The 451-nt window shown below is 58.5% G+C and carries 1 pseudogene; it reads right to left on the bottom strand.

From position 1 onward, the window contains the following. Positions 1-64: 64 nt before the first annotated feature. Positions 65-406 (bottom strand): annotated as a pseudogene (locus tag FEF27_RS13200) (IS30 family transposase); the annotation flags it as partial. Between the last annotated feature and the right edge of the window lie 45 nt (positions 407-451).

Below are 451 nucleotides of genomic sequence, written 5' to 3'. Positions count from 1 at the left end.
CTGTTGCGACCGCCACCGGATCTAGCGGTGGGCGGATTCCAGTGGTCGTTGCAACAGCGGGTGATTAGGTGGTGAGGATGAGTTCTCTCATCACTTCTGCTGGGGTCTTCCAGTGCAGTGTCGCACGGGGTCTGCTGTTGAGCAGGTGAGCGACATGTTCGAGGTCCTCGGGGCCGTGGGCTGAGAGGTCACTACCTTTAGGGAAGTACTGACGCAGCAACCCGTTGGTGTTCTCATTGGAACCACGTTGCCAGGGTGAGGCGGGGTCACAGAAATAGATCGGCAAATCAGCATCCAGGGTGATCTTATGATGCTGGGCCATCTCGGCTCCCTGATCCCAGGTCAGAGAGCCGCGCAGATGGGCTGGAAGGCTGCGCATCTGCTGGGTCAGTGCCTGCGCGACGGTTGCTGCGGGGGCTTATCAAGTAGTTTGTGTACGGGGGTTATAAGT

Source organism: Nesterenkonia sphaerica (assembly GCF_005771565.1).
Classification (GTDB): Bacteria; Actinomycetota; Actinomycetes; order Actinomycetales; family Micrococcaceae; genus Nesterenkonia; species Nesterenkonia sphaerica.
Note: the sequence above shows the minus strand (reverse complement) of the source record. Positions and strands in the feature narration are given on the sequence as shown.